We start from the raw sequence: 26,062 nt of genomic DNA, 5'->3' as shown, positions 1-26,062 counted from the left end.
CCTGAGCGGCCCTGAGCGGCCCTGAGCCGCTGATGCCGCTGAGCCGCTGCCCCGGGGAGGAGCGGTGGCGTCAGGGGTCACCGCACGGCCGTCAGGCCCATCCCCGCCGCGACGGCGAGCAGCACCGCCCCGAAGACCCGCTGGAGGGTGGCGGGGGAGACCCGCGCGGCGAGCCGCCGCCCGTCCCACGCCCCCAGCACGGCCGTCGCGAGGAACGGCATGATCAGGGCCCAGTCCAGCCCGCTCGCGCTGTGGGCGCGCGCCGTGAGGGCCACCACCGCGTTGGTGACGATCACCAGCAGACTCGTCCCCACGGCGGCCCCCATGGGCACGGCCAGCACACCCACCAGCGCCGGTACGGCGAGGAATCCCCCGCCGACCCCGAGGAACCCGGTCACCGCGCCGAGACCCGCCCCCGCCCCCGTCGCCCGGGCCGCCGAGACCGTCGTACCCGCGCGTGGCGCGCCGCGCCGCAGCATCCGTACCGCCGCCACGGCGGCCAGCACCGCGAACATCGCGGTCAGCGCGGCCTGCGGGATCCGGGCGGAGAGGGCGCCGGCCGTCGCGGCGGGCAGCACACCCGCCGCCGCGAACAGCAGCCCCGCCCGCCAGCGCACCGCCCCCACGCGCGCGTGGGCCACCAGGGCGGTGACCGAGGTGACGATCACGATGACCAGGCTCGCGGTGGTCGCCGAAGCCGGGTCGAAACCCAGCAGGTAGATCAGCGCCGGTACGGTCAGGATGCTGCCGCCCGCCCCCAGTGCGCCCAGGGCCACACCGACCAGGGCCCCGGCGAGCAGCGCCGCCGCGAACGCGCTCACCGCACCGTCCCGGCGGCCCCGCGCGCGCTCTCGACGGGCAGCCCCTGGGCGGCCCACTCCCGCATCCCGCCGACCATGTCCGGCACGGACACACCACGCGTGGCCAGCAGTTCGGCCGCCTGCCGCGAGCGGTTGCCGGACCGGCAGACCAGCACCGGGTCCCGGCCGTCCGGCAGCCCCGCCGATCCGTCCGCCAGGACGGACAGCGGCAGGTGGACGGCGCCCGGCGCATGCCCGGCGGCGAACTCGTCCTCCTCCCGGACGTCGACCAGCACGGCCGACCCCACCTGGAGCAGCCGATGCGCCCGGGCCGGCGTGACACGGCTCGCGGCGACCAGGCCGGCCCCGGCCGCCGCGGCGAAGCCGTCGTCGACGGCCACCACCGACCGGCCCGCCGCGTCGAGCAGCGACGCCGCGATCGCCGCCCGCATCCCGCCCGCGCAGTGCACCCACACCGTGCCGGCCGGCACCTCCGCCAGCCGCCGGTGCAGCTGGTGCAGCGGGAGGTGGACGCTGCCCTCGATCCAGCCGGCGGCCCGCTCGCCGTCACGGCGTACGTCCAGCACGACCACGTCGTCCTGGCGCGCCCGGGCCGCGGCGAGCCCGGCGAAGGTCGACCGGGGGAAGGAGGCGGGGGCCGTCCCCTCCGGGAGCCAGTCGGCCGGGGAGCCGACGGCCGCCGCGACGGGCCGGTCGATGCCGACCCGGGTCAGCTCCCGCTGCGCCCGCGAGACGTCCTCGGCGCTTGCCGCGAGCAGCGTCACCGGCCGGCCCCACGGGATCATCCAGGCGAGATGGGTCGCCGGCTGCCCGTCGACCTCGAAGTTGAACGTGCCCGCCACATGCCCCTCGGCGAACGCCACCCGGCCGCGCAGGTCCACCACCCACTCACCGGCCGCGAGCCGCCGGGCGAGCTCGGCCGCGTCGGCCCGCCGGGGCGGCGTCAGATCCACCGGCGCCGGCCCGCGCGCGTTGGCCGGGCCCATGTGCGCGTAGTACGCGGGCACGTCGTCCAGCCCGGCCAGCAGCTCCTTCACGAACGTGTCCACGTCCTGCGCCAGCGCCGGATTGGACGCCTTCTCCGCGCCGATGGTGCTGCTCTCGCCGCCCGCCTGCGCGGCGGAGCAGAAACTGCCGAACCCGTGCGTCGGCAGCACGGACACCTCGTCGCCCAGCGCGGCCGCGAGCCGGTGCGCCGAGGCGTGCTGGGCCCGGGCCAGCGGCTCGGTCAGCCGCGGTTCCACCAGGTCGGGGCGGCCCACACTGCCGATCAGCAGCGACCCGCCGGTGAACGCCGCCACCGGCCGCCCCGACTCCTCCAGGACGTACGCCGTGTGGTGCGGGGTGTGCCCGGGCGTGGCCACCGCGCGCAGCGCCAGGCCCTCGTCGACCGGCTCCAGGTCCCCGTCCCCGACCGCCACGCGTGGGTACGCCACCTCCGCCCCGGCCGGCACCAGATAGCGGGCCCCGGTCAGCCGGGCCAGCTCCAGGCCCCCGGACACGTAGTCGTTGTGGACGTGAGTCTCGGCGACGGCCACGATCCGCACTCCCCGCCGGGCCGCCGCGGCGATCACCCGGTCGATGTCCCGCGGCGGATCCACGACCACCGCGGCCCGGGCACCGCCCGCCAGGTAGCTGCGGTTTCCCAGTCCTTCGGTCTTCACGACGTCGGCAAAGAACACGGGGCTCTCCCTCTCTGGCTCTCCGGCTGAAATTACCCCCCGGGGTATCTGTCCTTCACTGTAACAGTGATACCCCCGGGGGTATTCCATTCGGATGTCGCCGGAGTCGCTTCCGGGGCGGGCAGGCCGCCGCCCCCTAGGCTCGGCAGCCCGCAGCGGGAAGGGAACCGGACGTGAAGATCCTGATCAGCGCCGACATGGAGGGCGCCACCGGCGTCACCTGGCCGGCCGACGTGCTGCCCGGGACCCCGCAGTGGGAACGGTGCCGGTCGATGTTCACCTCCGACGTCAACGCGGCCGCCCTCGGCTTCTTCGACGGCGGCGCCGACGAGGTCGTCGTCAACGAGGCCCACTGGACGATGCGCAACCTCCTCCTCGAACACCTCGACGACCGCGTCGAGATGCTCACCGGCCGGCACAAGTCCCTCTCCATGGTGGAAGGCGTCCAGCACGGGGACATCGACGGCATCGCGTTCGTCGGCTACCACGCCGGCGCCGGCATGGAGGGCGTCCTCGCCCACACCTACCTCGCCAACTCCCTCACCGGCGTCTGGCTGAACGACGTACGCGCCAGCGAGGGCCTCCTCAACGCCCGCGTCGCCGCCGAGTACGGCGTCCCCGTCGTCCTGGTCACCGGCGATGACGTCGCCTGCGAGGACGCCCTCGGCTACGCCCCCGAGGCACTGAAGGTGGCCGTCAAGGACCACGTCTCCCGCTACGCGGCCGTGTGCCGGACTCCGGCCCGCACCGCCGCCGACATCCGCGCGGCGGCCAAGGAGGCGGCGGCCCTCGCCGTACGGCGGGACCCGGTCGACGGCGGACCGTACACGGTCGCCGTCGAGGTCGACGCCGAACACCTCGCCCTCGCCGCCACCGTCGTACCGGGCGTGCGGCGCACCGGCGAACGTAGGATCGCGTACACCAGCGGCACGATGTACGAGTGCATCCGCACCTTCAAGGCGGTCACCACCGTCGTCTCGGCCGCGATCGAGGAGCAGTACGGCTGAGCGGCTCTACGGCAGACCGGCAGACCGGGAGTCCGGCAATCCGGCAGGGCGGCAGAACGGCAGGGCGGCACGGCGACAGGGCCGTACGGCGGGAACAGGAGCGGGATGACTGACGCGCAGGCCGGGGACGAGGTCGTCCGGTTCACCTCCGACCTCATCCGCATCGACACCACCAACCGGGGCGGCGGCGACTGCCGCGAACGGCCCGCCGCCGAGTACGCGGCCGCGCAACTGGCCGACGCCGGCCTCGAACCCGTCCTCCTCGAACGCACCCCCGGCCGCACCAACGTCGTCGCGCGCGTCGAGGGCACCGATCCCTCGGCCGATGCCCTGCTCCTGCACGGCCACCTCGACGTCGTCCCCGCCGAGGCCGCCGACTGGACCGTTCACCCCTTCTCCGGCGAGGTCCGTGACGGGGTGGTGTGGGGCCGCGGCGCCGTCGACATGAAGAACATGGACGCGATGATCCTCGCCGTGGTGCGCGCCTGGGCCCGGCAGGGCGTACGCCCCCGCCGCGACATCGTCCTCGCCTTCACCGCCGACGAGGAGGCCGACGCCGAGGACGGCGCCGGATTCCTCGCCGAGCGGCACGCCGCCCTCTTCGAGGGGTGCACCGAGGCCGTCGGCGAATCCGGCGCGTTCACCTTCCACGACGGCGCCGGCCGCGAGATCTACCCCATCGCGGCGGGCGAGCGCGGCACCGGCTGGCTCCGCCTCACCGCGCGCGGCCGCGCCGGACACGGCTCCAAGGTCAACCGGGAGAACGCCGTCACCCGGCTCGCCGCCGCCGTCACCCGCATCGGCGAGCACGCCTGGCCGGTGCGCCTCACCCCCACCGTCCGCGCCGCCCTCACCGAACTCGCCGCCCTCTACGGCCTGCACAGCACCCTCGACGACCCCGACGCCGTGGACATCCTGCTGGACAAGCTCGGCCCGGCCGCCTCCCTCGTCGAGGCGACGGTCCGCAACAGCGCCAACCCCACGATGCTGGAAGCCGGTTACAAGCTCAACGTCATCCCCGGTGAGGCCGTCGCCCATGTCGACGGACGCTATCTTCCGGGCACCGAGGACGAGTTCGTCGCCACCCTCGACGAACTCACCGGCCCCGACGTCGACTGGGAGTTCCGCCACCGCTCCGTCGCCCTCCAGGCGCCCGTCGACGCACCCCTCTTCGCCAAGATGCGGGACGCCGTACGGGAGTTCGCGCCCGAAGGGCACGTCGTGCCGTACTGCATGTCCGGCGGCACCGACGCTAAGCAGTTCTCCCGCCTCGGCATCGACGCCGCCTACGGCTTCGCCCCGCTGCGGCTGCCCGAGGGCTTCGACTACCAGGCCCTCTTCCACGGCGTCGACGAACGCGTCCCCGTCGAGGCCCTGCACTTCGGCGTCCACGTCCTCGACCGGTTCCTGCGCACGGCCTAGACGAGCGGGGAGACGTGCAGATCCTGCCCTACGGTTCCTGGCCCTCACCCATCGACGCCCGGCTCGCCGCCGCCCACGACGGGCGGCCCGAGTACGTCGGTTTCGTCGGCGACGAGGTGTGGTGGACCGCGCCCCGGCCCACCGAGGAGGGCCGCCGCACCCTCGTCCGCCGCCACCCCGACGGCACCGAGGAGTCGCTGCTGCCCGCGCCGTGGAACGTCCGCAGCCGCGTCCACGAGTACGGCGGCCACCCCTGGGCGGCCGTCCCCCTCCGCGACGGCCCGCTGCTGGTCTTCGTCCACCACACCGACCAACGTCTGTACGTCCGCCGCCCCGGCGACCAGCCGCGCCCCTTGACCCCACGGTCGGCCCTCGGCGGCGGACTGCGCTGGGCGGAACCCCTGTTGCTCCTGGACCGGGGCGAAGTCTGGTGCGTGCTGGAGGAGTTCACCGGACCCGCCCCCACCGACGTCCGTCGTCTCCTGGCCGCCGTCCCCCTCGACGGCTCGGCCGCCGACGACCGAGGCGCCGTCCGTGAACTCACCGACGACCGGCACCGCTTCCTCACCGGCCCCCGACTCTCCCCCGACGGCCGGCACGCCGCCTGGCTGGTCTGGGACCACCCCCGGATGCCCTGGGACGGCACCGAGGTGATCGTCGCCGAGGTCACCCCGGACGGAACCCTGGCCGGGGCACGGGTGGTGGCGGGCGGCCCGGAGGAGTCGATCGCCCAGGTGGACTGGCAGCGGTCGACGGCCGACGATCCGTGGTCCGCGGTCGACGGTGACCGGTCCGCAGTCGACGGTGTCCGGTCCACGGCCGACGGTGACCGGTCCGCAGTCGACGGTGTCCGGTCCACGGCCGACGGTATGCGGTCCGCGGTCGACGACGTCCGGTCCGCAGGCAGCGGGATGCATTCCGCGGTCGACGACCTCCGGTCCACGGGCGACCGTACGCAGTCCCCCGCCGACCGCCCGCAGTCCACCGCCGACCGCCCGCAGTCCGCTGCCGATCGCCCACCGCCCACTGCCGACCGCCCGCAGTCCACCGCCGACCTCACACACCCTTCCGGCGACCCCATCCGGTCTCCCGGCGACCGCCTCCTGTATGTGAGCGACCGCACCGGCTGGTGGAACCTCTACCGGGACCACGCACCCCTCTGCCCCCGCGAGGAGGAGTTCGGTGGCGCCCTGTGGAAGCTCGGCCTGCGCTGGTTCGCCCCGCTGGACAACGGGCTCGTCGCCGTGGTGCACGGCCGGGGCACCACCGCGCTCGGCGTCCTCGACCCGGAGACCGGGGAGCTGGTCGACGCGGCGGGGCCGTGGACGGAGTTCGCCTCCACGCTGGCCGTGCGCGGGGACCGGGTGGTCGCGGTGGCGGCCAGCCCGAGGACCGGCTACGAGGTGGTGGAGCTGGACGCGCGCACCGGGCGGGCCCACGTGATCGGGGGCGCGCACGAGGACGGGGTGGATCCCGTGTACTACCCCGAGCCCCAGATCCGCACCTTCGCCGGCCCCGACGGGCGGGAGGTCCACGCCCACGTCTACCCCCCGCACCACCCCGCCTGCGCTGCCCCCGGGCACGAGCTGCCGCCCTACGTGGTGTGGGCGCACGGCGGCCCCACCGACCGGGCCCCGCTGGTGCTGGATCTGGAGATCGCCTACTTCACCTCCCGCGGTATCGGGGTCGCCGAGGTCGACTACGGCGGGTCGACCGGATACGGGCGGGAGTACCGGGAGCGCCTGCGCGAGCAGTGGGGAGTGGTCGACGTCGAGGACTGTGCGGCCGTGGCCCGGGCGCTCGCCGACGAGGGCACCGCCGACCGGGCCCGGCTGGCGATCCGCGGCGGCAGCGCCGGCGGCTGGACCGCCGCCGTCTCGCTGACCGGCACCGAGGTGTATGCGTGCGCCACCATCCGGTATCCCGTACTCGACCTGGTGGGCTGGGCGGCCGGCGGGACCCACGACCTGGAGTCCCGCTACCCGGAGTCCCTGGTCGGGCCGCTCGCCGAGGTGCCCGCCCGCTACGCCGAGCGCTCGCCCGTCGAGCACGCCGAGCGGATCACCGTACCGTTTCTGCTGTTGCAGGGACTGGAGGACGTGATCTGCCCGCCGGAGCAGTGCGAGCGGTTCCTGGCCCGGCTGGCGGGTCGGCGGGTGCCGTACGCCCATCTCGCGTTCGAGGGCGAGGGGCACGGGTTCCGGCGGGCGGAGACCACCGTGCGGGCGCTGGAGGCCGAGCTGTCCCTGTACGCTCAGGTGTTCGGGCTGCGCCCGCCCGGCATCCCCACCCTGGAGTTCACGCAGTGAAGGACCTCGTGCGGCCGTCCCGGCTGGCCCCCGGCGCCCGGGTGGCCGTCGTCGCCCCCAGCGGACCGGTGGCGGAGGAGCGGCTCCAGGCCGGGCTCGACCTGCTGCGCGGCTGGGACCTCGACCCGGTGGCCGCGCCCCACGTCCTGGACCGCCACCCGGACCTCGGCCACCTCGCCGGCACCGACGCCGACCGGGCCGCCGATCTGCAGCGGGCCTGGTGCGACCGGTCCGTGGACGCCGTGCTGTGCGCCCGCGGCGGCTACGGCGCCCAGCGCGTCGTCGACCTGCTGGACTGGGACGCGATGCGGGCGGCCGGGCCGAAGGTGTTCGTCGGGTTCAGCGACAGCACCACGGTCCACGAGGCGTTCGCGGTCCGCCTGGGACTGGTCACGCTCTACGGCCCGGTCGCCGCCGGCATCGACTTCGTCAAGAACGCCCGCGCCCAGGACCACCTCAGGGCCACCCTCTTCGCCCCCGAGACCGTCCGCACCCTCACCTGCGCCACCCCCGGCGGCGCTCTCGCCCCCGGCCGGGCCCGGGGCGTCACCCTCGGCGGCTGTCTCACCCTCCTCGCCACCGGGCTCGGCACCCCGCACACCAGGACCGGCGCGCGCGGCGGGCTGCTGCTCGTCGAGGACGTGGCCGAGCCGCCGTACGCCGTGGACCGCGCGCTCACCCAGCTGCTGCGCACCGGATGGCTGGACGGCGTCGCCGGGATCGCGCTCGGCTCCTGGGACCGCTGCGGGCCGTACGAGGAGCTGCGGCCGGTGCTCGCCGACCGGCTCGGCGGGCTCGGTGTGCCCGTCGTCGAGGGACTCGGCTTCGGGCACTGCGAGGGCGCGCTGACCGTGCCCTTCGGGGTGGGCGCCGAGCTCGACGCGGACGCCGGCACCCTCACCCTGGACGCGCCGGCCCTGCGCTGACGTGCGGGGCGGCCGTTCGCGGCCCACCCTGGACGTATGACCGCGAAGACCACGAAGGGCGCGAAGACGGGGAAGTCCGGGAAGGCCTCGGGGACCCATCGCGGCTCCCGTGGCTGGCGCGCGTCGCTGACGGCCGGCCGGATCACCATGCTCGTGCTCGCCGCGCTCACCCTGATCTTCATCTTCGAGAACACGCAGGAGACGAAGATCAGACTGCTGATCCCCGAGGTGACCATGCCGCTGTGGGCGGCGCTGCTCGCCACCGGGCTGATCGGCGCGCTGTGCGGGGCGTACTTCTGTCTGGGCCGCCGTCGCCGCTGACCGGTCGTAGGCTGACGGGATGCCGCACACCGCCTCCCGCCACCTCGCCGAGGGCCCCCGCGTGGGGATACGTCATTTCACCTACGCCGACGGGGCCGAGTTCACCGCGCGGGTCCGGGAGAGCGAGGACCTGCACCGGCCGTGGCTGTTCCCGCCGGCCACCCCCGAGGCGTACGACGCCTACGCGGGACGACTCATCGAGGACCCCACGAAGGCGGGCTTCCTCGTGTGCGAGAAGGCGTCGGCCGGGGCCGTCGCCGGGTTCGTCAACATCAACAACATCGTGCACGGCGGCTTCCAGTGCGGTGCGCTCGGCTACGGCGCCTTCGCGCACGCGGCCGGCCGGGGGCTGATGCGCGAGGGTCTCGACCTGGTGATCGGGTACGCGTTCGGGCCGATGCGCCTGCACCGGCTGGAGATCAACGTGCAGCCGGGGAACGCCGCCTCGATCGCCCTCGCCCGGGCGTGCGGGTTCCGGCTGGAGGGATTCTCCCCGAAGATGATCCACATCGACGGGGAGTGGCGCGACCACGAACGGTGGGCGCTCACCGCCGAGATGCGGACTTCCGGTTGATCTTCATGGTGTCGAGGTCCGTCACCGTCGACCTCAGCCCGGCAAAGCCGTAGCCGAGCTCCCGCAGCGCCGTCTGAGCCCGGTCCTCGGCGAGCGCGCCCGCCATCTCCTCGCCGTCCGCCGGGTCGGACACCACCACGAACCGCATCGAGAAGTGCTTCAGCGGCCGCGGCTCGTACGACAGCGTGCCCTCCTCGGTGAAGCGCATGCTGTCCAGACCGTGGCCGGCGGCCTCGGCGACCAGCCGGGCACGGGCCTCCTCGGACAGCCCGTCCCACGTACCCCGGACGATCACCCGGTAGGTGTGCCGCTCGGTCATGTTCGCTCCTCGCTCAACCAGTTGGACGACCGAGGGTATGTCGGCGAGGATGCGCCGCATGCGGAATTTCGTCGTGGTGGACGCCCCCTCGAACCTCGGTCTGCGGCCGCCCGCGCCCGGCACCGTCCCCGGCTGCCACAAGCTCGCCGGCGCCCTGCGCGAGCAGGGCATCCTGCGACGGCTCGGCGCGGCCGAGGGCGGCGTGGTCGTCCCGCCGCGCTACGACCGGGGGGACTGGCGGGAGGGCGACGGTGTCTTCAACGCGGCCGCGCTCGCCGCGTACACCCGTCGGCTCGCCGACCGGATCGAGCGGCATGTGCGGGCCGGCGGCTTTCCCGTCGTCCTCGGCGGGGACTGCTCGATCCAGCTCGGCGCGTCGCTCGCGCTGCGCCGTCTCGGCCGGTACGGGCTGGCGGCGGATGGGGGCACCTCCCACGCCCTTGAGGCAGTGGGGGAGCGTCGCCCGACTTCCGCCACCCGGGCAACTCCGACCGCATCGGCGCGGCGGGCGGCGAGGAGGCGGCCCTCGCCACCGGCCGGGGCCAGCGCGACCTCACCGACCTGGAGGGGCTCGGCCCCTACCTCCGCGACGAGGACATCCGCTTCCTCGGCGTCCGCGACGCCTACGCCTCGGACCCCGAGGTCGTCGAACTCCGTGCCCTGAAGGTGCCCGTCGTCACCGTGGGCGAACTGCGCTCCTGGGAGCCCGGGGCACTCGGCGACGCCACCGCCCAGGCCTTCGAGATCCCCGAACTGGACGGATTCTGGGTCCACCTGGACGCCGATGTGCTCGACCCGACGGTCATGCCGGCGGTGGACAGCCCCGACCCCGACGGCCTGCTGCCGGACGAACTCCTCTCCCTGCTGCGGCCGTTGCTCGCCTCCCCGCGCTGCGTCGGCCTCAACGTCACCATCTACGACCCCGACCTGGACCCCGAGGGCACCGCGTGCGCCCTCCTCACCGACCTGGTGGTCACGGCGCTCGCCCCGGCCGGCGAGGGCTGACCGGCCCGCCGGGGTCGGCACCGGGGCGTTACGCCCCCGTGACGGCGGGTACCCGGCGGCCATGGAGCGCATCGACCATCCGGAACACCTGGAACACCTGGACCACCTGGACAGGCATCTCGTCGACGAGCTCGCGCAGGTGGCACGTGAGACGATCCGCGACGAACTGCGCGAGCAGACCCGCAGGCAGCGCCGCAGGGCCACGTTCTACGCGGCATCCGGCGCCGTCGCCCTCTATGCCGGTGCGGCCCTCGCCCTGGGGCTGGGCCTCGCCCTCGACATCGGGCTGCCCGGCTGGGCCGCCGCCCTGATCACCGCCGTGATCCTCGCCGCCGTGGCGTACGCCCTGCGCGGTGCCGCCCGGCCGCACCGCCCCGCCGGGCAGGGGAGCGCGGGAGGAACGGAACTCGGCCACGCCGCCCGGCGCGCGGAACACGGACCCGTCCCCGGCGCCCTGCCCCCGGCCGGCCCGGCCGCCGGTCTCGGCACCCCCTACCCGGCGATGCCGCCCGCCCCGCCCGCGGGCGCGGACGGGATCGACCCGGAGAACCCGCACCACCGGGCCTGACGCCGCAGACGGCGCCGGGGCCGCGCACGTTTGGCCGCCCCGGCCGGGGGGACGCGGAAGCCCCGCACACGCGCCACCCCGGCCGGGAGGTGAACCGTGGCACCGCCTCGCACCAGGAACACCGGCGGAACCGGCGGCACCGGCGGCCACGAGCGGCACGCCGCGGTGGTGGCGCCCACCCCCGAGGCCGTGAAGGGCCGGCAGCAGCCGGACCGGACGGACTCCGGCCCGGCGGAATCCGGCCCCACGGAATCCCGCCCCCCGGAATCCGGTCCGACGGAATCCGGCCGGACGCGATCCGGCCCGACGGACGGCGCCCCGGAGGAGCACCGCCACGCCGCCGTGGTGGCGCCGACCCCGCAGGTCGCCAGGCGCCGGGCCGACGCCCGCGCGACCCGCCCCGCACCCCTTCCGAAGGAGGCCAGTAGCCCGATGGACACCGCCGAACTCACCGAACTCAACGCATTGGGACAGCAGTTGCGCGTGGACAGTGTCCGTGCCGCGGCCGCCGCCGGTTCCGGGCACCCGACGTCGTCGATGTCGGCCGCGGACCTGATGGCGGTGCTGCTCGCCCGCCACCTGCGCTACGACTTCGACCGTCCCGCCCACCCGGCCAACGACCGCTTCGTCCTCTCCAAGGGCCACGCCTCCCCCCTCCTGTACTCCGCCTACAAGGCGGCCGGCGTCATCGATGACGACGAGCTGCTCACCTTCCGCACGCTCGGCAGCCGGCTGGAAGGGCACCCCACCCCGCAGCGGCTGCCCTGGGTGGAGACGGCCACCGGCTCGCTCGGCCAGGGGCTGCCCGTGGGGGTCGGCATCGCCCTCGCCGGCAAGCGACTGGACCGCACCGGCTACCGGGTCTGGGTGCTGTGCGGGGACAGCGAGCTGGCCGAGGGCTCCGTGTGGGAGGCGGCCGAGCACGCGGCGTACGAGCACCTGGACGATCTCACGGTGATCGTCGACGTCAACCGGCTCGGCCAGCGCGGCCCGACCCGGCACGGCCACGACCTCGACGCCTACGCACGCCGGTTCCAGGCCTTCGGCTGGCACACCGTGGAGATCGACGGCCACGACGTCGACGCGGTCGACCGGGCGTACGGGGAGGCGGTCTCCACCCGGGGGCAGCCCACCGCGATCCTCGCCCGCACCCTCAAGGGCCGGGGCGTGGAAAGCGTCCAGGACCGCGAGGGCCTGCACGGCAAGCCGCTGCCCGACCCCGAGGAAGCGATCGCGGAACTGGGCGGCCTGCGTGACCTGCGCGTCGAGGTCCATGAGCCGCCCGCCGCCCGCTCCCTGCACTCCGTCCCCACCGGACGGCCCGACCTGCCCCGCTGGGAGAAGGACTCCGGCGAGCAGGTCGCCACCCGGGACGCCTACGGACAGGCCCTCGCCGCCCTCGGCACGGCCCGCCCCGACGTCGTCGCCCTGGACGGCGAGGTGAGCGACTCCACGCGCGCCGAGTACTTCGCCAAGGAACACCCCGACCGCTTCTTCGAGTGCTACATCGCCGAGCAGCAGCTCGTCGCCGCCGCGGTCGGTCTCGCGACGCGCGGCTGGGTGCCGTACGCCTCCACGTTCGCCGCCTTCCTGACCCGCGCCCACGACTTCGTCCGGATGGCGTCCGTGAGCGGGGCCGGCATCAACCTGGTCGGCTCGCACGCGGGCGTCGCCATCGGGCAGGACGGGCCCTCGCAGATGGGACTGGAGGACCTCGCGATGTTCCGGGCCGTGCAGGGCTCGACCGTCCTCTACCCGTGCGACGCCAACCAGACCGCACAGCTGGTCGGCGCCATGGCCGGGCTCGACGGGGTCCGCTACCTGCGCACCTCGCGCGGCGGCGGCCCGGCGCTCTACGGACCCGACGAGGAGTTCCCGGTCGGCGGCAGCAAGGTGCTGCGCGCCTCCGACCGCGACCGGATCACGATCGTCGCGGCCGGGGTCACCGTCCCCGAGGCCCTCGCGGCGGCCGAGGCGCTGGCGCGCGCGGGCATCGCGGCCCGCGTCGTCGACCTGTACTCGGTCAAGCCCGTCGACCGGGACACCCTGCGCCGCGCGGCCGAGGAGACCGGCTGTCTGCTCACGGTGGAGGACCACCATCCGCAGGGCGGCCTCGGCGACGCCGTCCTCGAGGCGTTCCTCGACGGCCGTCCCGTGCCCCGTCTGGCGCGGCTCGCCGTGCGTACGACACCGGGCTCCGCGTCCCCGGCCGAGCAGCTGCACGCCGCGGGCATCGACGCCGAGTCGATCGCGGCGGCCGTCCGGCTGCTGGTGGAGACGGCGGTGGTGCCGTGACCCGGGCCGCCGGCGACGACGTACGCACCGTGCGGGCGGGCCGGCGGACCGTGGAGATCCACCGGCCGGACAAGGTGCTCCTGCCGGGCGGGCGGGGCGGCGGCCCCGGCGGCGGGTACACCAAGGCGGACATCGTCGCGTACTACCGGTCGGTCGCCGTGTTCCTGCTGCCGCAGCTGCGGGACCGCCCGCTGATGCTGGAGCGGCACCCCGACGGTCCCGGTGGGCCCCGCTTCTTCCAGAAGAACACCCCCGACCACTATCCGCGGTGGATCGTCCGGGCCGAGCTGCCGAAGGAGGGCGGCACGGTCCGGCACGCCGTGTGCGACGACTCGGCGACCCTCGCCTTCCTCGCCGACCAGGCCTGTCTCACCCTGCACCGCTGGCTGTCGCGGTCCGGGCGGCCCGACCGCCCGGACCTGATGGTGTTCGACCTGGACCCCTTCGGCGACGACTTCGACACGGTCCGCGAGGCGGCCCGGTGGCTGGGCGAACTGCTCGGCGAACTCGGGCTGCCGGCCTCCCTCATGACGACCGGCTCCCGCGGACTGCACGCCGTCGTCCCCCTCGACCCGCGGCACGGCTTCGACGAGGTGCGCTCCTTCGCCCGGGACACCGCCGGGCTGCTCGCCGCCCGGTACCCCGACCGGCTGACCACCGCCGCCCGCAAGAAGGACCGCGGCGACCGCCTCTACCTGGACACCGGCCGCAACGCCTACGCGCAGACCGCCGTCGCCCCCTGGACGGTGCGCGCCCTGCCCGGCGCGCCCGTCGCACACCGATCACCTGGGAGCAGCTCGACGACCCCGGGCTCGGCCCCCGCCGCTGGACCGTCGCGGACGCCGCCGAGCAGGCCCGCACCCGCCCCTGGTCCACGACGTCCCGGCGCGGCCGCTCCCTCGGACCCGCCCGGCGCCGGCTCGACGCCCTGCGCGCCGGCTGAGGGATTCCGGCGAGTCGTGAAGGTTTGGCCAAGGGGCTTCAGGCCACCCGGAGGGAAGAAGTGGCCCTTCCGGGAAGAGGTGGCCATGCCCGACACCACAGAGGCACCGCGTACGCGGACCGCACGCGAGAGACCGGACACGACGAGCGACGTACGGCACACGAAGGGCGAGGACGCCAGCATGGCCGACGACAAGGGGCCGAGCCCCATGGAGGTGCTGCGCGAGGCGCGCGCCCAGCTCGCGGAGCTGACCGGCCGGGACGCCGAGACCGTCTCGTCCTTCGAGCGCACCGAGGACGGCTGGACCCTCGACATCGAGGTCCTGGAACTCGCCCGGGTTCCCGACACGATGAGCCTGATGGCGAGCTACCGCGTCGATCTCGACCCGCAGGGCCGGCTCACCGGCTACCGGCGCGTGAGCCGCTACGAACGGGGGCGGTCCGACGCACACCGGGGCGGCGGCCGCTAGGTCGCACGCCCGTCCGCCCCGCACATCCAGACGCACACCCGAACGCACACCCAGACAAGGAGGCGCGGTCGACATGACCGTTGTCCCGGCACAGCAGGCCGGCGGTGGAGGCAGCAGCGGCAGTCTCTACGACGTTCTGGAACTCGTCCTCGACAGGGGTCTCGTCATCGACGCGTTCATACGGGTCTCCCTCGTCGGCATCGAAATACTCAAGATCGACGTCCGGGTCGTGGTGGCCAGCGTCGACACCTATCTGCGGTTCGCCGAGGCCTGCAACCGGCTGGACCTCGAGGCCGGGCCGCACAAGACCCCGGGCCTGCCCGACGTGGTCGGCGAGATCACCGAGTCCGGGGCGCGCGGCAAGTCCAAGGGCGCGCTGTCCGGCGCCGCCGAGACCGTTTCCGACGCGTTCCGTCAGGCCCGTGACGAGAGCTCCTCGAAGGAGCCCGAGCGCGAGTCCCGGCCGCGGCCCCGCAAGAGCACCGCGGCCCGCAGGAAGGAGGACGAGGCGTGAGCACCTACGTCTACGGCATCGCCGCCCGGTCCCACCCCGCCCTGCCCGAGGGCCTCACGGGCATCGGCGACCCGCCGAGGCCGCTGCGCGTCCTGACGGCGGGCGAGCTGGCGGCCGTGGTCAGCGACGCGCCCGAGGAACTGCGTCCCAAGCGCAGGGAACTCCTCGCCCACCAGAGCGTGCTGTCCGAGGTCGGCGCGACCGGCTGTGTGCTGCCCATGCGGTTCGGCAGCGTCGCCCCCGACGACGAGGCCGTCACCGCCGTCCTCGCCGAGCGCGCCGAGCACTACCGGGAACGCCTGGAGGCGCTCGACGGCAAGGTCGAGTACAACGTCAAGGCCGCGCACGTGGAGGAGGTCGTCCTGCACCAGGTCATGGCCGACAGCACCGAACTGCGCACCCTCGCCGAGGCCAACCGGCAGGCCGGGGGCGGCACCTACGAGCAGCGGCTGCGGCTCGGCGAGGTGGTCGCCGCGGCGGTCCGCGCCAGGGAGGCCGAGGACGCGGCCGAGGTGCAGCAGGCCCTGCGGCCGCTGGCCGCCGCCACCAGCATGGGCCCCGAGTCCACCGGCTGGCTGGCCAACGTCTCCTTCCTGGTGGAACGGGACGCGGCCGCCCACTTCCTGGAGGCCGCCGAGAAACTGCGCAAGGCCAGCCCGCACCTCGACCTGCGCGTCAACGGCCCGCTGCCGCCGTACAGCTTCGTCGAACCGGGACCGTCCGTACCCGCGGGCGACACCGGGGAGCAGGTGAGCCATGGGACTGATCTCTGAGCTGCTCCTGCTGCCGTTCGCGCCCGTGCGGGGGAGCGGGTGGGTGATCGGACAGGTGGTGCGGGAGGCGGAGCGGATCTACTACGACCCGGGCGCCGTGCGGGCCGAACTCGCCCGGCTGGAGGAGCTGTTGGAGGCCGGTGAGATCACGGAGGAAGAGTTCGACCGGCTGGAGGACGAACTCCTCGACCGGCTGGAGATCGCGACGCGCACGAGCGCGGCGACGGACGACGGGACGACACGATGAACCGAATGGGACTGGGCCTCGCGCTCGGGGCCGGATATCTCCTCGGACGGACGAAGAAGCTGAAACTGGCGTTCGCCCTCGGCACGCTCGCGGCCGGCAAGCGGCTCAACCTGAGCCCGCGGGCCGTCACGGAGCTGTTGTCACAGCAGCTCAAGGACAACCCCCAGTTCAAGGAGATCGGTGACGAGATCCGCGGGGACCTGCGCGGAGTCGGCAAGGCCGCCACCGGCGCCCTGGTGGAACGGCAGATGGAGGCTCTCGCCGACCGGCTGCACGGCCGTACCGCCGAGGTGCGCGACCGGCTGGAGGGCGTGGCGTCCGACGGCGGGGAGGACGACACCGAGGCCGAGGGGGAGTACGACGACACGGACGAGGGCGAGGAGCCCGAGGACCGTGAGGACCGCCCCGAGGACCGTGAGGACGCGCAGACCGACGAGGACGAGGAAGAGGACGGGGACGAGGAAGGGGACGAGGACGAGGACGAGGAAGGGGACGAAGAGGCCGGAGGCGCGGCGCGCAAGCGGCCCGCCCGCAAGGCGCCGGCGAAGAAGAGCGCCCAGAAGGCAGCGGCGAAGAAGGCACCGGCCAGGAAGGCTCCGGCGAAGAAGACCGCGGACCGCAAGTCGGCCGCCGCCCGCAAGACCGGGGCGCGCACGGCCTCCCGCGGTGGCGGAGGCGGCAGCCGCAGTGGCGGGGGACGCGAGGGAGGCGACGACCGATGACCGAGACCGTGGGATCCGCGACCTCCGCGACCTCCAGGACCGCCGGCAAGGCGGCGGGCGCGGCCACCGACGGGGCGAATCCGCTGGCCGGGCTGGCCCACAGCGAGGCCGCCGACCGGCTGAAGGAGGAGGTGCAGGAATACCTCTCCGCCCAGGCCGAACGCCTGCTGACGGGTGTCGGCCGCAAGCTCGGCGAGACCACCGGCAAGCTCAACGACATCGCCGAGGGCAACAGCCCCGGCCTCGCCAAAACGGCACTGGACGGCGGCCGCAAGCTCGCCGAGGGCAAGGGCCCGGTGCGCACCGCCCTCGAGCTCGGCGCCTCGCACGCCAAGGACAGCGTGACCGGCGCCCTGAAGAACCTCGGCGGCAAGGGGAAGGGCAAGGGCAAGGGCGGCGCCGGCCACAAGCCGACCGTCATCATCGAGCAGATCGACGTCGGCGTGCCGCTGCGCACGGCCTACGACCAGTGGACCCGCTACCAGGACTTCAGCACCTTCGCCAAGGGCGTCAAGAGCGCCTCACGCGCGGACGACACCGCCAGCGACTGGCAGGCGAAGGTGTTCTGGTCCAGCCGCAGCTGGAAGGGGAAGACCACCGAACAGGTGCCGGACGACCGGATCTCCTGGACCTCGGAGGGCGCCAAGGGCACCACGAAGGGTGTCGTCTCCTTCCACCGCCTCGCCGACCACCTCACCCGCGTCGTGCTCGTCATCGAGTACTACCCCTCGGGCTTCTTCGAGAAGACCGGCAACATCTGGCGTGCCCAGGGCCGCCGGGTCCGGCTCGACCTGAAGAACTTCGCCCGCTTCATCAGCCTGAAGGGAGAGGCGGCCGAAGGCTGGCGCGGCGAGATCCGGGACGGCGAGGTCGTGCGCTCCCACGAGGACGCGGTCGCGGAGGAGGACGCCCGGGAGGACGATGAGGGGAACCGGGAGGACGAGGAGGAGGACCGCCCGGACGGCGAGGACGGCCCCCGCGCCGAGGACGAGCAGGACGGTGAGGCCCGGGAGCCCGAGGAGGACCGGAAGGACGAGGACCAGGAGGACGAGGACGAGGAGGGTGAGCCCGAGGACGAGTACGACGAGGAGGAGCCCGAGGACGAGTACGACGAGGAACCGGAGGACGCCTACGAGGAGGACGAGGAGGGCGGGTACGACGACGCCGAGGAGGGCGGGTACGACGACGCCGAGGACACCGCGGCCGACGAGGGCGGAGGCAGGCGATGACCGTGCCGAGCCGGCTGCCGGAGCCGTACGCCCAGGGTGGCGGCGCCAACCTCGCCGACATCCTGGAACGCGTCCTCGACAAGGGGATCGTCATCGCCGGCGACATCCGGATCAACCTGCTCGACATCGAGCTGCTCACCATCAAGCTCCGCCTCGTCGTCGCCTCCGTCGACAAGGCCAAGGAGATGGGCATCGACTGGTGGGAGGACGACCCGAACCTGTCCACCCGCGCCCGCCGCGACGAACTCGCGCGGGAGAACGCCGAGCTGCGTACCCGGCTCGCCCGGCTCGAGGAACTGGCCCCGGCCCGTGCCCCGCAGGACGTCCGTGAGGAGTCTCCATGACCGGACTGCGTTACGTCTACGCCGTCTGCCGACCGCTCGGCGCACCCCTGCAGGCCGATCTGACAGGGGTCGCGGGCGATCCGCCCCGGCTGCTCGCCCACCACGGCCTTATCGCCGTGGTCAGCCATGTACCGGAACGGGACTTCTCCGAGGAGGCGCTGCGCCGCCGCCTGGAGGACCTGGACTGGCTGGCCGCCACCGCCCGCGCCCACCAGCAGGTCGTCGACGCGCTCACCGCCGTCACGACCCCGCTGCCGCTGCGGCTCGCGACCGTTTTCCGCGACGACAGCGGCGTACGCGTGATGATGGAACAGCAGGAGGACCACTTCCGCCGCACGCTGGACCGGCTGACCGGGCGAGTGGAGTGGGGCGTCAAGGTGTACGTCGAACCGGAGCCCGAGCCGGTCGCGGCCACGCCCTCGCCCGCGCGGCCCGCCTCCGGCCGGGACTATCTCCAGCAGCGCCGTCGGCGCGCGAGGACGCGGGAGGACACCTGGCAGCGCGCCGAGCGGTTCGCCACCCGGCTGCACGCGACGCTGCGCGCGCACGCCGAGGACGCCCGGCTGCACCCGCCGCAGAACTCCTCGCTTTCCGCGGCCGGCGCGGGACAGAACGTGCTGAATGCCGCCTATCTCGTACCGCGCTCCCGGTCGGAGGAATTCGTGGAGATCGTGGACCGCACCAAGGGCGAGGAATCCGGAATGCGAGTGGAACTCACCGGGCCGTGGGCCGCCTATTCGTTCGTCGAGCAGGCGGACGCGGAGCGATCCGGTGACGCGGAGCGATCCGGTGAACCGGAGGAGAGGCCATGACCGTCGTCGAGCGGCGCGAGGTGGCCCTGGTGGACCTCCTCGACCGGCTGCTGGCCGGCGGGGTCGTCATCACCGGGGACGTCACCCTGCGCATCGCGGACGTCGACCTCGTCCGGATCGACCTGAACGCGCTGATCAGCTCCGTCAACGACCACGTGCGTTCGCCCTGGGAGGATGCGCGGTGACCGCCACCCGTCGCAACCGTATGGACCTCGAACCCGACACCGTCGAACGCGACCTGGTCAAACTCGTCCTCACGGTGGTGGAGCTGGTGCGCCAGCTGATGGAACGCCAGGCCCTGCGCCGGGTCGACCAGGGAGACCTCAGCGAGGAGCAGGAGGAGCGCATCGGACTCACGCTCATGCTGCTCGACGACCGCATGACCGAGCTGCGCGAGCGCTACGGACTGCGGCCCGAGGACCTGAATCTGGACCTCGGGCCGCTCGGACCGCTGCTCCCCAGGGAATGAGCCCCGGGGCCCTCTGGGTGCTTCTTACCGGACGGTGCTTACCGGATGGTGCTTACCGGACGGTGCTTCTTATCGGATGCCGCTCAATTCACCACCTGTACCAACGGCCCCTGCCTCCCGCCGTTGAAGTCCCCCGGAAGAGGAATCCGAGCAGCCAGACGACGAGAACCGCGAGTGCGATCCACCACAGCAACTTCACTGCGAATCCGGCGCCGAAAAGAATCAGCACCAGCAGCAGGACCAGCAGAATGGGAACCATAGTGTGAACCTCCTGCATTCCGGGTTTCCCGGAATCCGCGAATCATCCGCGCCTCAGGCATCCTTTCGGCACAGGATCTCTGCGTGCAGCACCGCGAACCAGCCGTCCTCCTGCCGGCCCCACTCCCGCCACGCCCGCGACACGGCCCGCAGTTGCTCCGGTGTGGCGTGGCCGCCCTCGACGGCCCGGTCCGCGTACGCCGACGCCAGGGTCCGGTCGGCCCACAGACCGCTCCACCACGCCCGCTCCTGCGGGCTGCTGAACGTCCAGGTGGCGGAGGTCGCGGTCACGTCGGTGAAACCGGCCGCCAGTGCCCAGGACTTCAGCCGCCGCCCGGCGTCCGGCTCACCCCCGTTGGCCCGCGCCACCCGCCGGTACACGTCCTGCCAGTCGTCCATGCCGGGCGAGGCGGGATACCAGATCATCGCCGCGTAGTCCGAGTCGCGCACCGCGACGTACCCGCCCGGCTTCGTCACCCGCCGCATCTCGCGCAGCGCCTGCACCGGATCGCCGACGTGCTGGAGCACCTGGTGGGCGTGGACCACGCAGAACGAGTCGTCCGGGTACTCCAGGGCGTGGACGTCGGCGACGGCGAAGTCGGTGTTGGTCAGGCCCCGGGCGGCGGCGGTGTCCCGGGCCTGCCCCAGGACGTCCTCGGCACGGTCGACGCCGGTGACGTGCCCGTCGGGCACCAGGGCCGCCAGGTCCGCGGTGATCGTGCCGGGTCCGCAGCCGATGTCCAGGATCCGCATGTGCGGCTTCAGCGCGCCGAGCAGGTAGGCCGCGGAGTTGGCGGCGGTGCGCCAGGTGTGGGAACGCAGCACCGACTCGTGGTGCCCGTGCGTGTAGACGGCGGTCTCCTGTGCCTTCGGCATGGCTCGGCCCCTCTGCTCGACGTACCCGGCCCCGGGCTCCGGGAGTCCGGGCGATGCTCCTCACCGTACGCCCGCCGACCGCATATTGAGACCATCCGTTTTGCCATATGGACTGACGGTGCGTCAGGAGAAGGTCGGCTACCCTGATGCCGCCGCTGCCCGCGCGGGCGGCGTCCGCGACCGGGAGGGTCCCCGCATGCGCCTGCTGCTCGTCCGCCACGGCCAGACCCCCACGAACGTCGACCACCTCCTCGACACCGCCGCCCCCGGCCCCGGCCTCACCGAACTCGGCGAGCGGCAGGCGGCCGCCCTGGTCGACGCCCTCGCTGACGAGAACCTCGACGCGGTGTACGCCTCCATCCTGGTGCGCACCCGGCTCACCGCCGCCCCGCTGGCCGCCGCCCGCGGTCTCGACGTCCACGTCCGCGACGGCATCCGCGAGGTCTTCGCCGGCGACCTGGAGATGCGGCCCGGCGAGTCCGCCGAGGCCGCTCTCTACATGCGCACCGTGTTCGCCTGGGCCGCCGGCGACCTGGACCTGCGTATGCCGGGCGGCGAGAGCGGCGCCGAGTTCCTCGCCCGCTACGACGCCGTCGTCGCCGAGGCCGCCGCCGGCGCGTCCGCCGCGGCCCTGGTCAGCCACGGCGCCGCCATCCGCGCCTGGACCGCCGCCCGCGCCCGCAACGTCGACGTCCCCTTCGCCGCCGCCCACCGCCTCGCCAACACGGGCACGGTGATCCTGGAGGGCGACCCCGCGTCCGGCTGGCAGGTCCTGACCTGGGCGGGCGCCACGGTACGGCCGGCAGGCGAGGGCGGCCCGGCGGGCGAGCCCGCCACCGGGCGGCTCGGGGATTAAGGGTTTGCCGCCCGGCGGGCACGGCCCGCAGAATGCCTCCTCATGGGACACCTGGAAGCCGCGCACCTCGAGTACTACCTCCCCGACGGGAGGGCGTTGCTCGGCGACGTGTCCTTCCGGGTGGGCGAAGGGGCCGTGGTCGCCCTGGTCGGCCCCAACGGCGCGGGCAAGACCACCCTGCTGCGCCTGATCTCCGGCGAGCTGAAGCCCCACGGCGGCAGCGTCACCGTCACCGGCGGCCTCGGCGTGATGCGCCAGTTCGTCGGCTCCGTGCGCGACGAGACGACCGTACGCGACCTGCTGGTGTCGGTGTCCTCGCCCCGGATCCAGGACGTCGCGAAGGCCGTCGACCGGGCCGAGCACGCGATCATGACCGTCGACGACGAGGCCGCCCAGCTCCAGTACGCGCAGGCCCTCTCCGACTGGGCCGAGGCGCGCGGCTACGAGGCCGAGACGCTGTGGGACATGTGCACCACGGCCGCGCTCGGGGTGCCGTACGACAAGGCGCAGTTCCGGCTCGTACGGACCCTCTCCGGCGGCGAGCAGAAGCGGCTGGTGCTGGAGGCCCTGCTGCGCGGCACCGACGAGGTGCTGCTGCTCGACGAGCCCGACAACTACCTCGACGTCCCCGGCAAGCGCTGGCTGGAGGAGCGGCTGAAGGAGACCCGCAAGACGGTCCTCTTCGTCTCCCACGACCGCGAACTCCTCTCCCGCGCCGCCGAGAAGATCGTCTCCGTGGAACCCTCGCCCACCGGCGCCGACGCCTGGGTGCACGGCGGCGGCTTCGCCACCTACCACGAGGCCCGCCGGGAACGCTTCGCCCGCTTCGAGGAGTTGCGCCGCCGCTGGGACGAGAAGCACGCCCAGCTGAAGAAGCTCGTCCTGAACCTCCGCCAGGCGGCCTCCATCAGCCACGAGCTGTCCTCCCGCTACCAGGCCGCCCAGACCAGGCTGCGCAAGTTCGAGGAGGCCGGACCGCCGCCGGAGCCGCCGCGCGAGCAGGACATCACGATGCGCCTCAAGGGCGGCCGCACCGGCGTACGGGCCGTCACCTGCAAGGGACTTGAACTCACCGGCCTGATGAAACCGTTCGACCTGGAGGTCTTCTACGGCGAACGGGTCGCCGTCCTCGGCTCCAACGGCTCCGGCAAGTCCCACTTCCTGCGCCTCCTCGCCGGCGACGGCGTGGCCCACACCGGCGAGTGGAGGCTCGGTGCGCGGGTCGTGGCCGGGCACTTCGCCCAGACCCACGCCCACCCCGAACTCCAGGGCCGCACGCTCCTCGACATCCTGTGGAAGGAGCACTCCCAGGACCGCGGTGCCGCGATGTCCCGGCTGCGCCGCTACGAGCTCACCCAGCAGGCCGAACAGGCCTTCGACAAGCTGTCCGGCGGCCAGCAGGCCCGTTTCCAGATCCTCCTCCTGGAACTGGAGGGCGCCACCGCGCTCCTGCTCGACGAGCCCACCGACAACCTCGACCTGGAGTCCGCCGAGGCCCTCCAGGAGGGACTGGAGGCCTTCGAGGGCACGGTCCTCGCCGTCACCCACGACCGCTGGTTCGCCCGCTCCTTCGACCGCTACCTCGTCTTCGGCAGCGACGGCCGGGTGCGCGAGACGCCGGAGCCGGTGTGGGACGAACGGCGCGTGGAGCGCGCCCGGTAGGCGACGCCCGGGGGCCCGGGGGCCCGAATGTTCGTACAGTGGAAGGGACGCAGTAGGCGGAACGACGAGCGGGGCACCACCATGACCGGAGTCGACCCTGACCGGCTGGACGACCAGCAGCTCATGAAAGAGCTGGAGACGATCCACCGCACGCGCCACGACACCCTGCTGTACGGCTCGAACGACGCCCTGCGCGCCCACAACGACCGTATGGCCCAGCTGGAGGGCGAGTACCTGCGCCGCAACCCGGGCCGCTTCGTCGCCCCCGGCCGCACCCGCGAGGGGGCCAGGGAGCGGGCCGACGTGGCGAACGGCGGGCGGGGCGCACGCCCGGCGAGCGGGACGGTCGCCGCGCAGGCTCCGGTCGGCAAGTGGGGGCCGGGCTCGGCGGGCGCGGACGCCGGGGCGGGATGACCCGTCCGGACGGGACCCGTCCGGACCGCCACGGCGGCCGTCCGGACGTGACAGACGTGAGGCGGCCCCGGGACCCGCGGTCGGATCCCGGGGCCGCCCTGTTCAGCTCCGTGCCTTATCGGCTGCTGTCCTCGCCGCCATCGGCCTGTACGCCGGTGTTGCCGTTGCCGTTGATGCAGCTGAACTGGGTACCGTTGTCCTGCTCGGCCGACCCGAGGCCGAGAAGCGCTCCGAGTCCGAGGTTCAGCTTCGACAGGTTCACCAGGCCGACGTTGACCTCGCCCGTCTGGGTGCAGTTCTGGGCGTTGCCGTCCGAGCCGCCCGCGGAGGCGACTCCCGCACCGGTCAGGGTGAGGGTGCCGATCATTGCGGCCACGAGGCCGGCCTTGCGAAGCGTGCGCATTACATCCCCTTTGCTGTCTGGGTGGTGTGTCTCGCGATGTAACTGAACGTTACGAGTGTGCACCGTATGTTACGATTGCACCTTTTGCACCCCAACACGCCGACCCATTCACGGCAACCACCGGCATGCCGTCCGGGGGACACGTTCGCCGCACAGTCGCCTGTTCGGAGCTGCGCGCCGCCTTCACCGGGCGCCGGTGACCACCGCCTCGGCCAGTTCCGCCGCGTTCGCGTAACGCGCCTCGGGCGACAGCCGGTGCACGGCGTCCACCAGCGCGTCGGGCGCGTTCCTGCGGCGCAGGGCCTGGGACAGCTCCCGCGGATGCGCGGGGAAGGAACCGCGCCCCAGGATCCGGCCCAGCTCCTGACGGACCGTCGCCAGGGAGGCCTGCGGGGAGCCCGGTACCACCGGACCGCCCCAGATCTGCGGATCGTCCTCGGCGGACGGTTCCGGATCGTGCCACTCCGTGGACCGCGTGGGGTGTCCCGAGCGGAGCAGGCCCTGCAACTCGTGCTTCATCTCTTCGTCCCGGTGCACGCTCAACCGGTCGCTGCCTCGCTGCATGTCTCCCTCCAGATCATCGGGTGCTCGGCCCACCGCGTACCCGGGGCGCGCGGGCCGACACGGGTTGCACGAGGTCCATGCGAGTTCCATACGGGGTCCGTGCGAGTTCCGTGCGAGTTCCGTGCGAGTTCCCTGTGCTCCATGAGCTCCGCGAGTTCCATGCGGTCCATGGGCTTCAGGGTTCTTCCCCCGTCCGCCCCGGGCTCGGTGCCCGGTACCGGCCGCGGATCACCCGTGTGGCGGGTCCCGTCCCGCCAATGGACCGCGGCCGCGCGCGGCCGTGCGGGTCTGCGGCTGTGATGGGGGCGGGGCGTGAACGCCGTGCCCCGTCCCCGTCGGCCGAAGGAGCCGTCCCATGCGCCGCACCGCCCCCTTCCTCCTCGCCGCCGCCCTGCTGGTCGCCGCCGGGCCGGTCGCGGTCGCCGATCCGGCGGCCGAGGTCGGCCCCGGCAGCGTCGAACCCGGGGGCAGCGTCACCGTGTCCGTCTCCTGCGACCCCCTCGGCGGCACCGCCCCGGACACCCTGGACGCCGTCTCACAGGCGTTCTCCGCGGGGACGGTCAAGCTGGCCAAGGTCCCCGGCTCCGACGGGACGGCCGCCGGACCCGCCTACCGGGGCAGCGCCGTCGTCGCCGCCGGCCTCGGCGCGGACGACGGCGGGCTCGGCCCGGACACCGCCTGGACCGTCGACGGCACCTGCCCGGCGCCCCCCGGCGGCCAGGGCAGCCCCTGGAGCGCCACCTTCGACGTCGACCGGCCCGCCACCGCGGGCGGGGACGGCGGTGCGGACGGCGGTGCGGGCGGGGGAGCGGGCGGGGGAGCGGGCCTCGACGCGGGCTTGGGCGCGGATCCCGCAACGGATCCGGCAACGGATCCCGCAACGGATCTCGCGACCGATCTCGCGACGGATCCGGCGACCGATCTCGGCGCCGGCATCGGGGCGGGGGCCGGCGCGGGGGTCGGTGGGGGCGGCGTGCCGCCCTGCCCCCACGACAAGCCCTGCCCCATCACCCCTCCCACGGAGCACCCCGTGGAGCACCCCACGGGACGCCCCCCGGAGCACCCCGTGGAGCGCCCCACCGGCCCGGCCTCCGTCGGCCACGGCGTACGGGCCGGTGCGGGCGGTGCCTTCCGTGACTCCGTGCCCGCCCTCGTCGCCGGCGGACTGCTGATCGCGGGCGCGTGCGGCGCCGCCGCCCACCGGCTGCTGCGCCGCCGCAGGACCCCGTCGGGAGTCTGACCCGGTCGACGGCCGGTC

At 73.9% G+C, this 26,062-nt stretch carries 28 protein-coding genes and 3 pseudogenes; 24 read left to right on the top strand and 7 right to left on the bottom strand.

The genetic code is table 11. The features are described 5' to 3' along the window. Positions 1-77: 77 nt before the first annotated feature. Positions 78-821, bottom strand: a complete 744-nt coding sequence (locus AQJ58_RS06775) for a sulfite exporter TauE/SafE family protein (RefSeq protein WP_067246090.1) — start codon at positions 819-821, stop codon at positions 78-80. Further along, entirely contained in the window at positions 818-2,503 is a 1,686-nt protein-coding gene (locus AQJ58_RS06770) for an MBL fold metallo-hydrolase (protein WP_079078742.1), read from the bottom strand. Before AQJ58_RS06770 ends, AQJ58_RS06775 begins: the two co-directional genes overlap by 4 nt. A 173-nt stretch (positions 2,504-2,676) precedes the next feature. On the opposite strand from AQJ58_RS06770, the gene AQJ58_RS06765 reads away from it, so the two are divergent. From AQJ58_RS06765 to AQJ58_RS06740, 6 genes are all read left to right on the top strand, one after another. Further along, a complete protein-coding gene (locus AQJ58_RS06765) occupies positions 2,677-3,510 on the top strand; it encodes a M55 family metallopeptidase (protein ID WP_067246088.1) in 834 nt (277 codons plus the stop codon). A gap of 105 nt (positions 3,511-3,615) precedes the next feature. Further along, positions 3,616-4,932, top strand: a complete 1,317-nt coding sequence (locus tag AQJ58_RS06760) for a M20/M25/M40 family metallo-hydrolase (protein WP_067246085.1) — start codon at positions 3,616-3,618, stop codon at positions 4,930-4,932. A 14-nt stretch (positions 4,933-4,946) separates the two neighbouring features. Continuing rightward, complete coding sequence (locus tag AQJ58_RS06755) at positions 4,947-7,241, top strand: prolyl oligopeptidase family serine peptidase (RefSeq protein ID WP_067246083.1); 2,295 nt, start codon at positions 4,947-4,949, stop codon at positions 7,239-7,241. After that, positions 7,238-8,167 carry a S66 peptidase family protein gene (locus AQJ58_RS06750; protein ID WP_067246080.1) on the top strand — a complete coding sequence of 310 codons (930 nt, stop codon included), beginning with the start codon at positions 7,238-7,240 and terminating at the stop codon, positions 8,165-8,167. Before AQJ58_RS06755 ends, AQJ58_RS06750 begins: the two co-directional genes overlap by 4 nt. Positions 8,168-8,203: 36 nt before the next feature. Further along, complete coding sequence (locus tag AQJ58_RS06745) at positions 8,204-8,488, top strand: lipopolysaccharide assembly protein LapA domain-containing protein (protein ID WP_067246077.1); 285 nt, start codon at positions 8,204-8,206, stop codon at positions 8,486-8,488. A gap of 19 nt (positions 8,489-8,507) precedes the next feature. Further along, positions 8,508-9,062, top strand: coding sequence for a GNAT family N-acetyltransferase (locus AQJ58_RS06740; protein WP_067246076.1), 555 nt, complete (start codon positions 8,508-8,510; stop codon positions 9,060-9,062). Here AQJ58_RS06740 and AQJ58_RS06735 read toward each other — a convergent pair. Then, positions 9,034-9,381 (bottom strand): DUF6204 family protein, encoded by a 348-nt coding sequence (locus AQJ58_RS06735; RefSeq protein WP_067247638.1) that lies wholly within the window; start codon positions 9,379-9,381, stop codon positions 9,034-9,036. The two genes, AQJ58_RS06740 and AQJ58_RS06735, sit on opposite strands and share 29 nt — an antisense overlap. 58 nt (positions 9,382-9,439) lie before the next feature. Here AQJ58_RS06735 and AQJ58_RS06730 point away from each other — a divergent pair. The 14 genes and pseudogenes from AQJ58_RS06730 to AQJ58_RS06665 all read left to right on the top strand — a co-directional run bounded on the left by AQJ58_RS06730 (position 9,440) and on the right by AQJ58_RS06665 (position 19,771). Then, a pseudogene (locus AQJ58_RS06730) lies at positions 9,440-10,386 on the top strand (arginase family protein). Between the two features lie 61 nt (positions 10,387-10,447). Further along, complete coding sequence (locus AQJ58_RS06725; RefSeq protein ID WP_067246072.1) at positions 10,448-10,954, top strand: phage holin family protein; 507 nt, start codon at positions 10,448-10,450, stop codon at positions 10,952-10,954. Between the two features lie 432 nt (positions 10,955-11,386). After that, a complete protein-coding gene (locus tag AQJ58_RS06720; protein ID WP_067247635.1) occupies positions 11,387-13,249 on the top strand; it encodes a transketolase in 1,863 nt (620 codons plus the stop codon). A gap of 29 nt (positions 13,250-13,278) precedes the next feature. Continuing rightward, positions 13,279-14,192, top strand: a pseudogene (ligD, locus tag AQJ58_RS06715) (non-homologous end-joining DNA ligase). An 85-nt stretch (positions 14,193-14,277) separates the two neighbouring features. Further along, the gene (locus AQJ58_RS06710) at positions 14,278-14,661 is read left to right on the top strand and encodes a gas vesicle protein GvpO (RefSeq protein WP_067246069.1); all 384 of its coding nucleotides are present in this window, start codon (positions 14,278-14,280) and stop codon (positions 14,659-14,661) included. 73 nt (positions 14,662-14,734) lie between these two features. Next, entirely contained in the window at positions 14,735-15,175 is a 441-nt protein-coding gene (locus AQJ58_RS06705; protein ID WP_067246066.1) for a gas vesicle structural protein GvpA, read from the top strand. Continuing rightward, a complete protein-coding gene (locus AQJ58_RS06700) occupies positions 15,172-15,948 on the top strand; it encodes a GvpL/GvpF family gas vesicle protein (RefSeq protein ID WP_067246064.1) in 777 nt (258 codons plus the stop codon). Before AQJ58_RS06705 ends, AQJ58_RS06700 begins: the two co-directional genes overlap by 4 nt. Then, positions 15,932-16,195 carry a gas vesicle protein GvpG gene (locus AQJ58_RS06695; protein WP_067246061.1) on the top strand — a complete coding sequence of 88 codons (264 nt, stop codon included), beginning with the start codon at positions 15,932-15,934 and terminating at the stop codon, positions 16,193-16,195. Before AQJ58_RS06700 ends, AQJ58_RS06695 begins: the two co-directional genes overlap by 17 nt. After that, positions 16,192-16,917, top strand: a complete 726-nt coding sequence (locus AQJ58_RS06690; RefSeq protein ID WP_067246058.1) for a DNA primase — start codon at positions 16,192-16,194, stop codon at positions 16,915-16,917. Before AQJ58_RS06695 ends, AQJ58_RS06690 begins: the two co-directional genes overlap by 4 nt. Continuing rightward, on the top strand, positions 16,914-18,146 hold the full coding sequence (locus tag AQJ58_RS06685; RefSeq protein WP_067246055.1) for an SRPBCC family protein: 1,233 nt from the start codon (positions 16,914-16,916) through the stop codon (positions 18,144-18,146). Before AQJ58_RS06690 ends, AQJ58_RS06685 begins: the two co-directional genes overlap by 4 nt. Then, positions 18,143-18,490 (top strand): gas vesicle protein, encoded by a 348-nt coding sequence (locus AQJ58_RS06680; protein ID WP_067246053.1) that lies wholly within the window; start codon positions 18,143-18,145, stop codon positions 18,488-18,490. The genes AQJ58_RS06685 and AQJ58_RS06680 overlap by 4 nt, the downstream gene beginning before the upstream one ends. Next, positions 18,487-19,302 carry a GvpL/GvpF family gas vesicle protein gene (locus AQJ58_RS06675; RefSeq protein WP_067246051.1) on the top strand — a complete coding sequence of 272 codons (816 nt, stop codon included), beginning with the start codon at positions 18,487-18,489 and terminating at the stop codon, positions 19,300-19,302. Before AQJ58_RS06680 ends, AQJ58_RS06675 begins: the two co-directional genes overlap by 4 nt. Further along, a complete protein-coding gene (locus tag AQJ58_RS06670) occupies positions 19,299-19,487 on the top strand; it encodes a gas vesicle protein (protein WP_067246048.1) in 189 nt (62 codons plus the stop codon). The genes AQJ58_RS06675 and AQJ58_RS06670 overlap by 4 nt, the downstream gene beginning before the upstream one ends. A gap of 20 nt (positions 19,488-19,507) precedes the next feature. Continuing rightward, positions 19,508-19,771 (top strand): gas vesicle protein K, encoded by a 264-nt coding sequence (locus AQJ58_RS06665; protein WP_067247632.1) that lies wholly within the window; start codon positions 19,508-19,510, stop codon positions 19,769-19,771. Positions 19,772-19,859: 88 nt separating this feature from the next. On the opposite strand, the gene AQJ58_RS06660 is transcribed toward AQJ58_RS06665, so the two are convergent. Beyond that, on the bottom strand, positions 19,860-20,030 hold the full coding sequence (locus tag AQJ58_RS06660; RefSeq protein ID WP_067247629.1) for a hydrophobic protein: 171 nt from the start codon (positions 20,028-20,030) through the stop codon (positions 19,860-19,862). Between the two features lie 53 nt (positions 20,031-20,083). Then, positions 20,084-20,905 (bottom strand): methyltransferase domain-containing protein, encoded by an 822-nt coding sequence (locus AQJ58_RS06655; protein ID WP_067246047.1) that lies wholly within the window; start codon positions 20,903-20,905, stop codon positions 20,084-20,086. A 196-nt stretch (positions 20,906-21,101) separates the two neighbouring features. On the opposite strand from AQJ58_RS06655, the gene AQJ58_RS06650 reads away from it, so the two are divergent. From AQJ58_RS06650 to AQJ58_RS06640, 3 genes and pseudogenes are all read left to right on the top strand, one after another. Beyond that, entirely contained in the window at positions 21,102-21,761 is a 660-nt protein-coding gene (locus tag AQJ58_RS06650; protein WP_067247626.1) for a histidine phosphatase family protein, read from the top strand. Positions 21,762-21,803: 42 nt separating this feature from the next. Beyond that, a complete protein-coding gene (locus AQJ58_RS06645) occupies positions 21,804-23,423 on the top strand; it encodes an ABC-F family ATP-binding cassette domain-containing protein (protein WP_067246044.1) in 1,620 nt (539 codons plus the stop codon). 27 nt (positions 23,424-23,450) lie between these two features. Further along, positions 23,451-23,723: pseudogene (locus AQJ58_RS06640) on the top strand (DUF6158 family protein); the annotation flags it as partial. A gap of 229 nt (positions 23,724-23,952) precedes the next feature. Here the strand turns inward: AQJ58_RS06640 and AQJ58_RS06635 are convergent. Both AQJ58_RS06635 and AQJ58_RS06630 read right to left on the bottom strand, forming a co-directional pair. Further along, positions 23,953-24,240, bottom strand: coding sequence for a hypothetical protein (locus AQJ58_RS06635; RefSeq protein ID WP_067246041.1), 288 nt, complete (start codon positions 24,238-24,240; stop codon positions 23,953-23,955). Between the two features lie 183 nt (positions 24,241-24,423). Continuing rightward, positions 24,424-24,804, bottom strand: a complete 381-nt coding sequence (locus AQJ58_RS06630) for a DUF2795 domain-containing protein (RefSeq protein WP_067246038.1) — start codon at positions 24,802-24,804, stop codon at positions 24,424-24,426. 355 nt (positions 24,805-25,159) lie between these two features. On the opposite strand from AQJ58_RS06630, the gene AQJ58_RS06625 reads away from it, so the two are divergent. Next, positions 25,160-26,044: a hypothetical protein gene (locus AQJ58_RS06625; RefSeq protein WP_067246035.1), complete on the top strand. Its 885-nt coding sequence runs from the start codon at positions 25,160-25,162 to the stop codon at positions 26,042-26,044. The last annotated feature ends 18 nt before the right edge of the window (positions 26,045-26,062 follow it).

The organism is Streptomyces sp. DSM 15324, assembly GCF_001514285.1.
In the GTDB taxonomy this organism is placed as follows: domain Bacteria; phylum Actinomycetota; class Actinomycetes; order Streptomycetales; family Streptomycetaceae; genus Streptomyces.
Note: the sequence above shows the minus strand (reverse complement) of the source record. Positions and strands in the feature narration are given on the sequence as shown.